Genomic DNA, 7,250 nt, shown 5'->3' on the forward strand with positions numbered 1-7,250 from the left:
CGAACTCCTCGGCACCGTCTTTTCAGGCTTGCTGTAAGGCAGTGGCCGTATACACGGACCGCCATTGGCAGCGCACCTCAAATAAACCCAGGTCGTGGCCCTCGACGTTGTGCAGGTGCACGACGGTAACGAAGGTCGGTCGGCTGTCGGGGTGGGCGCGCCAGTGGTCGAGGGTTGCGAACTCGGCCATTTCTTCCGGGGTGCCTTTTTCGCGGTACCAGTTGGGCAGGTAGACGCGGCCCATCAGGCCGTTCGCGCTGTAGTGCAGGATCATGGCGTGCGGCCCTCTGCGTTGGTGAAGTAGTCCATGCGCAGCAGGCTAAGGCAGTCTTCAAAAAGTTTGAGGTCCAGGCCGCGCAGGTCGGTGAGGTTGAGCCGGTAGTGGTGGGGATGAATCAGGCTCATCAAGAACAAGCCCGCGATGAGGCTTTGGCCGGTGCTGGCTTCGACGACGTGGATCAGGTTGTCGAAAGCCCGGATGCCTTCGGTTTTGATCTCCCTGGAACGTTGCGGGCACAGCGCTGCATTGCGCTGATTCGCCGCTCTGCGGCCCACGTATTCCTGGGGCTGGGTACGCCAGACCTCCATCAGCTCCTTCCACACGGATTCGCCTTGGTCGATGCGTTGGTGCACTTCCACTTCCGGCATGTAGTCCATTTCCAGCACGCGCAGGCAGTCTTCAAACTCGCTGAGCCCTAGGTCGTGTAGGTGTTTGAGGTTGAAGCGGAAAGTCGCGCCGTCGTACAGACCCAGCAGAAAGTGGCCGACGGTGTTACCCGCGGGGGTGCGGCTGAGGGCGATGGGGATCAGCCGATTCAACGCCTGGGTGCCGCTGCGGATGATGGCCGGTCGGCGGCGTTGGTAGGCCCAGACCTGGGCGAGTGCGTTGATGAGTGAGTCGTTCATGTGTTGCTCCTTGTGGGGGGTTAAGCCTGGCGAACCAGGTAGAGGGTGAAGTGCTCGGGCAGGTCGAGTTTCTGCACGGCCTTGATCTGTTCGCGGGTGCAGTCGTCGGCCAGAAAGTGGCGGGCGCCGGCGCCGGTGCTGGCTTGCTGTTGTATGCGGTCGATCAGGTAGGGGGGTGGTGCAGGCGTTGCCGATGATGATTGCGGCGTCGATGCCTTCGGCTTTCAGCTCGGCTTGGCGGGCGCGTAGGCGGTGGGTTTTGCCGGATGCCTGGGGGCCGGTGAAGACATGTAACGGCATGGTGAAACTCCCTTTTTAGTGGGCAGGGGATGGCTCGCACAGGGATTTCTGCGCGTGGGTTGGGTGTGGGTGGAATGTTTGAACTACTGCCGGGTTTACGGGGCGGGAGGCCTTGGTTTTGCTGGGGGCGAGTGGCCGAAAAAGTAGTTCGGTGCGAATGGAATGCGCTGAACTATGGGCATCGGGGAAATAGGCTGTAGGCCTTATGGTTAAAGGCGTGTGGCGGTTTTGCCCAGTGTGGTCGTGAACGGAATATGGGTGGAAGGAAAGGTAGTGCGCAGTCTTCCAGTGACATTCCAGTGAGTCATTTTTGTAAGTGACTGTATTCATTTAGAAATACCTCAATAGTTCAAACATTCCAGACGCCAAATCGTCCGCTCGCAGGGCCTTGGTCAAATCGCAGGCAAGGCTTCGCCATGGGCGTAAACGCCCAGGTATTCAGGTGTGGCTAGGGGGTCTTGAAGATCCAGCAGTTGATGGTGCGACGTTCGAGTTTGGAGTAGGCCTTGCGGGTCTCGACGAAGGTGTAGGTGGTGCTTTGCGGCAGGGCGCGTTGCAGTTGGGCGCGGGTGAGGACTTCCTGGCCGGCTTTGCGACAAGCCTCTTGGAAGTGCTCGATGTTGATGGCCACGACGCCGCGTTCGTTGGAGTGGTTGAGGGTTTGGTGTTTTTCTTCGCGAGTGCCGTCGCTGTCGGTGATGGTGACCACGCGTTCGTTGAGGTAGTGGTAGATCTGCCAGAAGGCTGCGGCGTCGGCGTTCTCGCTGCCGAGTCGGCGCTGGCGGGCGATGGCGCGTTGTTCCAGGTGCTTGGCCAGGTGTTCGGTGTCGGCGTCGGTCCAGGCAGGGAACAGGGCCTGGGTGGCGTGGGCGGCGGCCAGGATTTGGGCGTGGCACAACACGATGCGCGCCTCATTGATGGTTGCCACGCTTTGCAGGCGTTGTTCGCAGTGGGGGAATGCTTCGAAGTAGTGGGCAAGCCACTGTTGTTCGCAGGCCAGGCAGCGGCGCAGGTAGCCGCCCAGTGCCTTGGCCTTCATGTTTTTGAGGCGATCGGCGCGGGGCTTGAGGGCCAGCGAGTGGTGGTCCTTGGTGGCGTGCAGTTCGACGATACGCGAGAGGATGGCGCGGGAGCCTTCGACGCTTTGGTTTTGCGAGATGCCGATGGCGCCCCGGAAGTGGGTGGCGCGGGTCTCGTTGCCGGTGCTTTTGACGCCGGTGACGCGCAGCGTGGCGTGATAGTCGAACAGCCTCTTGAATTCGTCCCAGTTGAATTGCACGACGATTTTGCGGCCCTGGCTGTCGGTTTGTTCTTTGTCGGATTCGATCAGAATCACAGGGAGGTTGCTGACTTCCCCGAAGCTGCGCGCCAGGCCGACCAGGCTGGCCCCGGCGCCGCCGGGCTGGATGCCTTCGAAGTTCTCGCGGCCGGTGAGCCGCCACAGGAAGCGCAGCAGCGACGATTTGCCTGCCCCCGGTTTGCCGGTGAACTCCAGGAAGGGAAACGACACTTGCTGCTCGCCGATCTGCTGGATGAAGTAGGTGGCCGTCCACCACGACAATAGCGCCAGGCCGTTAAGCCCGTTGACGGCCAGGAAGTCCTCGAACCATTCAGGGTCGAAGTCTTGGCCGCGCTCGATCTTGAAGTTGCCCAGGGAGGTCTTGATGCCGTTGCCGGCGATGTCGATGAAGCCGTGGTCGTTCACCGGCAGTTCTTTGCCTTGATGAAAACCGAAGGTGGGGTAGCAATAGAGGCCGGTGGTTTCGTCATATCCCACGAAGGGCAGGCTGCGCACGGTACGCACCGGGCGGTGTTCGTCGTTGAGCCATTTGTCGCGCAGGCTGGCCAGCACGGGCTCGCCGCCTTCGAAGTTGCCCCCGGGGGTTTGCTCCAGCAGTGAGCGGGCGAAGCTCCTGGGGTCGGCGATGGCGTTGGGGGCCAGCGGCGCTTTGCAACTGCGGGTTTTGTCGGGGAAGCGGAAGTCGAAGAAGTAGCGCTGCTCGTTGGTGATGATGTCCTTTTCCAGGTATTCCAGGTTGGGGATGCAGTTGGCGACCTGCCGAATTTTCACGTGCTTGGCGAAGGTCTCGCGGTTGCCTTCGACTTTGTCTTCACCCAGGTCGTCGTGCAGGTCGCGCTGGGCCACCTTGGCGGAGTAGAGGCGGTTGCGGAACTCCATCAGGTAGAAGCCTTTCGGGCGGCGCAAGTAGAGCAGGTAGGCGAGTTTGCCGGTGCTGTCGGCGGTGAACAGGCGGCCTTGGTATTCGGCCTCGGCCATGAAGGCGGCGTCGAGTTGGCCGTCGCGGTAGACGTCGTCCCAGTCGCGGGTGCCGGCGAGGGCGACCCAGGCGATTTCGTTTTGCTCGCGCAGTTGGCGCAGGTATTTGGTGGTCATGATGTGCCCGGCCGGGTCGTCGTCCAGGGCGATGACCCAGGTGATGGATTTGCCTTTGTTGGCCTCCACCAAGTCCCAGGGGAAGTTGTTGGCCGAGATGGAGGCGATGGCTTTGTAGCCCGCCAGGTGCAGCGCGATGGCGTGGAAGATGCCTTCGACGATGTAGATGCGGTCGCTTTTGTTGATGGCCATGCCTGGAGGCAGCCAGCCGTTGCCCAGGTAGGTCATTCCCTTTTTGATGCCGGCTTTTACGCCGTCGTTGGCGGTAACGGCGGTGGCGTCGATCAGGCGCTCCCAGTGGCCGTTGCAAAGGGGGAAGCGGACGGTGTCTGCCCATTGTTCGTTTTTGAGTTTGCGCCGGCCTTGCGTGTACCACCCCTTCATTTGATTGATGTCGAACCCGCGGTTGCGCTGCAGGTAGGCGTCGGCCGTGGCGTGGGGGTTGGCCTCGGTTTTGGGGAAGCGCTGGCTGAGGTTTTCGAAGAGGTGGCGGTAGCGCTCGCGGGTTTTTTCCTCGTACTGGCAGTTGTTGAGGCGGTTGCATTTGAGCTGGTAGGGCTGGGCGAGGGCGATGTAGAGGGTACGTTCGCCGCATTTGGGGCAGGCACCTTTTTGCAGGTATTTGGCGTCGGTGGTTTGGAAGTTGAGGTCGCGGTCTTGTTTGAGGGCGTCGACGACTTCTTTTAGGTAGAGGTCGTCGTAGGCTTTTTGGTTGAGTTGTTTGCGGAGGGCCATTAGCGCGCTCCGTTCTTTTTGATGATGTGGGGCAGGACGCGCTGCGCTTGTTCAGCGGCTTCGATGGCGATGTGGACCATGTTGATCAGCACTGCCGATTTGGAACCCGGTTTTTTGGGCCGGATCAGGTAGTGACCTTGCTCGATCTCTTTTCTGATAGCCGTGTCGGATTGTCCTGAACGTCGCGCGTATTCGCCGACTGTTACGTATGGCGTGTCGATGTTTATTTGCATTCTGTTAACCTCCCACTCGCAAATATAGGGGAAATAAAGTACCTATATAGGAACTCAATCATGGTTCCTAAATAGGAACCTGTCAAGAGGAGGGGAGCAATGGATTTGTCAGTGAAGCTCAAAGCCATTCGACGGCTGGAAGGTTTGACGCAGCAGGAGTTCTGCACGCTGGTGGACATCAGCATCAGCAGTTACAAAAAGTATGAAACCGATCTGTTTGAGATGGGGTACGGGGTGCTGTGTAAGGTGCTTTCGAATCCGCGGTTCACCAAGTACACCCTTTGGTTGATGACTGGTCACACTGCTGTGGAGTGTGGGCAAGTTAGTGCGGTGTAGGTATGGCGATCCAGAAGCTCGAGGACGGGCGATACAAGGTCGACATTAGGCCATTGGGACGTGAGGGGGCGAGGGTCAGGAAGGTATTTCGCACCAAGAACGAAGCGATGGCGTATGAAAATACGGTCATGGGGCAAGGAGCGACTGGGGAGTTCCAGAAGAAGAAAAAGCGTGATGAGCGGCGTTTATCGACGTTGGTCACTCTTTGGTTTGACCTTCATGGCCAAACGCTCAAGCGGGGTGAGGAGCGCAGGCGAGCGCTGGAAAGCATGGCCGAGCGAATGGGCGATCCACTTGCCTGTGAATTCAATACTGCCCATTTCAGCACCTACCGTGCCGAGCGCCTGGCCGGGAAGTTTGCCCGGGAGACGATCGGCAGTGGCCGTAAAAAGGGCGAGGAAGCAAAGCCGGTGGGCGCCAACACGCTGAATCATGAACTGGCCTATTTGCGGGCAGTGTTCAATGAGTTGCATCGGCTGGGCGAGTGGGAGGGGGGGAATCCTGTCGATAAGGTGCGGGCCCTGAAATTCGATGAAACGGAAATGGCGTACCTGGAGACTGAGCAGATTTTTCCGTTGTTGGCGAATTTGGATAATCGCTCTGTGGCTGCTGGGGTGGTTGCCAGGATCTGCCTGGCGACGGGGGCTCGGTGGTCTGAGGCCGAGGGGCTAACCAGCCGGCAGGTGAAAGGGGGGCGAATTCACTTTGTCCGCACTAAGTCATCGAAGAGTCGCACCGTGCCGATTTCCGAAAAACTGCAAAAGCAGATCAAGGCGGCGTTGCCGTTTGGGGATTGCTACAAGAAGTTTGGCGAAGCGGTTGAGGCGGTGAAGTTGGAGCTTCCTGCGGGTCAGTTAACCCATGTGCTGCGGCATACCTTCGCGAGTCATTACATGATGAATGGGGGGGACATCCTCACGCTGCAGCGGGTGCTGGGTCATGCCTCGCTGGCGATGACGATGAAGTACGCGCATTTCAGTCCTGGGCATTTGGCTGAGGTGGTGAGGCTGAATCCGTTGGCCGCTGTTCAGGCTGCCAAGCAGGGCGCGTGTGCAGTGTCGAAGCGTTCGCCGGTCGGCGCTGATGCTGATCACTTTAGCGAGTCGGTAGGTGAGCCTGAGGTTGACGGCGTAGCGCTGTCGGAGTTGGCAGCCGCATCGTAAATGTCGAGATCGGGTCTGAGGCAAGCAGGCCGCAAGTTTTAAGTGTGGGCACTTTTTGGGCATTTCGGCCAAAACGACGCCCAAAATTTCTCGCGTTTTCCAAACCCCAGAAACCACAAAGCCCCGCATTGCGGGGCTTCGAGATATGGTGCCGGCACCAGGAGTCGAACCCGGGACCTACTGATTACAAGTCAGTTGCTCTACCAACTGAGCTATACCGGCGTGTTAGGGCGACGATTATAGCGATTGGCAAGCTTCTGTAAACCCCTGAATTCTGACTATTTTTACAAAACCCACGCTTTTCTCCCTCGCGCTCCTTTTTCCTACAGGCAAGGTTAGGATGCCTACCGCGCCTCAGAGCCTTCAGCGCCAGCGCGCAACCCATCCAAATCAAAAGGAAGCCTCACGTGAAACGGACGCTATGCTTGTCTCTCCTCCTGCTAACCGCCGCCCTCAGCGCGTGCTCCTCTAATAAGCCTGCCAACGACCCCGCCCTGGTGGGCACATGGAAAGGCCTGCGCACGCAAACGGACAAATGCCAGTTCCTCTCGTGGACCAACAACCTGCGTTCCGACGGACGTTTCACCATCACCTTCTTCCGCGATGCGCAGCAGACCCAGGTGATCCAGACCGAGCAGGGCAGTTGGTCGGCGGCCAATGGCAAGAATGAGTTACGCACCGACGGTGTGCGCACGCCGGATCTGTACACCTATAAGCTGGTGGACCCGGACACGGTGCATTACGTGAGTGTGTCGGCGAGCCCGAGTGGGGACTGCCAGGAAGACTATGCGTTTACCGAACACCGCATTCGCGGCTGACTCACCTTCGCGCTAAAACCGGGCACCGCTGTGCCCGGTTGGCGCGCTTCTCAGTTTCCATCCCCGCAGTTATCCGCAAATTTCTTGTAGGCCAGTACCTGGGTCTGGCCTTTCGAGTCCAGGTAGGTCATGCGTGCATCCACCACACCGCAACCTGTGCCCACGGTTTCGGTGGTGGACAGTACGCGCTGTATATCGGGCTTTGGCTTCATGTCGGCGTGTGCGTTTACGGCAAAAGCCAGCAGGCTGACGGCGATCAAGGTGTTCCAGTTCATGGTGGGTATCCTCCGGGTTCAATAAGGGTGTGGGCTTATTGAACGCCTGGGAGGTATCTGGCCTGTGTCCGGCGGCGCGGGTTTTGCTT

8 protein-coding genes and 1 tRNA gene are annotated in these 7,250 nt (G+C 59.1%); 3 read left to right on the plus strand and 6 right to left on the minus strand.

The window, feature by feature from the left end:
• Window positions 1–22 precede the first annotated feature (22 nt).
• From AC07OV_RS00920 to AC07OV_RS00935, 4 genes are all read right to left on the minus strand, one after another.
• Window positions 23–274, minus strand: coding sequence for a hypothetical protein (locus AC07OV_RS00920; protein WP_495091291.1), 252 nt, complete (start codon window positions 272–274; stop codon window positions 23–25).
• Window positions 271–906 (minus strand): DUF7673 family protein, encoded by a 636-nt coding sequence (locus AC07OV_RS00925; RefSeq protein ID WP_495091292.1) that lies wholly within the window; start codon window positions 904–906, stop codon window positions 271–273. Before AC07OV_RS00925 ends, AC07OV_RS00920 begins: the two co-directional genes overlap by 4 nt.
• Before the next feature lie 748 nt (window positions 907–1,654).
• Window positions 1,655–4,336: a toprim domain-containing protein gene (locus AC07OV_RS00930; RefSeq protein ID WP_495091293.1), complete on the minus strand. Its 2,682-nt coding sequence runs from the start codon at window positions 4,334–4,336 to the stop codon at window positions 1,655–1,657.
• Complete coding sequence (locus tag AC07OV_RS00935; protein WP_495091294.1) at window positions 4,336–4,569, minus strand: hypothetical protein; 234 nt, start codon at window positions 4,567–4,569, stop codon at window positions 4,336–4,338. Before AC07OV_RS00935 ends, AC07OV_RS00930 begins: the two co-directional genes overlap by 1 nt.
• 99 nt (window positions 4,570–4,668) lie before the next feature.
• On the opposite strand from AC07OV_RS00935, the gene AC07OV_RS00940 reads away from it, so the two are divergent.
• Both AC07OV_RS00940 and AC07OV_RS00945 read left to right on the plus strand, forming a co-directional pair.
• Window positions 4,669–4,905, plus strand: coding sequence for a helix-turn-helix domain-containing protein (locus tag AC07OV_RS00940; RefSeq protein ID WP_093513510.1), 237 nt, complete (start codon window positions 4,669–4,671; stop codon window positions 4,903–4,905).
• A 2-nt stretch (window positions 4,906–4,907) separates the two neighbouring features.
• On the plus strand, window positions 4,908–6,068 hold the full coding sequence (locus tag AC07OV_RS00945) for a phage integrase (RefSeq protein ID WP_495091295.1): 1,161 nt from the start codon (window positions 4,908–4,910) through the stop codon (window positions 6,066–6,068).
• Between the two features lie 146 nt (window positions 6,069–6,214).
• On the opposite strand, the gene AC07OV_RS00950 is transcribed toward AC07OV_RS00945, so the two are convergent.
• A tRNA-Thr gene (locus AC07OV_RS00950) sits at window positions 6,215–6,290 on the minus strand.
• A gap of 185 nt (window positions 6,291–6,475) precedes the next feature.
• Here AC07OV_RS00950 and AC07OV_RS00955 point away from each other — a divergent pair.
• On the plus strand, window positions 6,476–6,886 hold the full coding sequence (locus AC07OV_RS00955; protein WP_494996140.1) for a hypothetical protein: 411 nt from the start codon (window positions 6,476–6,478) through the stop codon (window positions 6,884–6,886).
• 50 nt (window positions 6,887–6,936) lie between these two features.
• Here the strand turns inward: AC07OV_RS00955 and AC07OV_RS00960 are convergent, their stop codons facing one another.
• Complete coding sequence (locus AC07OV_RS00960) at window positions 6,937–7,161, minus strand: DUF2790 domain-containing protein (RefSeq protein ID WP_176997318.1); 225 nt, start codon at window positions 7,159–7,161, stop codon at window positions 6,937–6,939.
• Window positions 7,162–7,250 lie beyond the last annotated feature (89 nt).

This window comes from Pseudomonas sp. GW821-FHT09A09 (genome assembly GCF_059418405.1).

Coding starts and splice junctions, on each gene's coding strand:
- AC07OV_RS00960 (WP_176997318.1), bottom strand. CDS start 7,161: ATGAACTGGAACACCTTGATCGCCGTCAGCCTGCTGGCTTTTGCCGTA.
- AC07OV_RS00920 (WP_495091291.1), bottom strand. CDS start 274: ATGATCCTGCACTACAGCGCGAACGGCCTGATGGGCCGCGTCTACCTG.
- AC07OV_RS00935 (WP_495091294.1), bottom strand. CDS start 4,569: ATGCAAATAAACATCGACACGCCATACGTAACAGTCGGCGAATACGCG.
- AC07OV_RS00945 (WP_495091295.1), top strand. CDS start 4,908: ATGGCGATCCAGAAGCTCGAGGACGGGCGATACAAGGTCGACATTAGG.
- AC07OV_RS00925 (WP_495091292.1), bottom strand. CDS start 906: ATGAACGACTCACTCATCAACGCACTCGCCCAGGTCTGGGCCTACCAA.
- AC07OV_RS00940 (WP_093513510.1), top strand. CDS start 4,669: ATGGATTTGTCAGTGAAGCTCAAAGCCATTCGACGGCTGGAAGGTTTG.
- AC07OV_RS00930 (WP_495091293.1), bottom strand. CDS start 4,336: ATGGCCCTCCGCAAACAACTCAACCAAAAAGCCTACGACGACCTCTAC.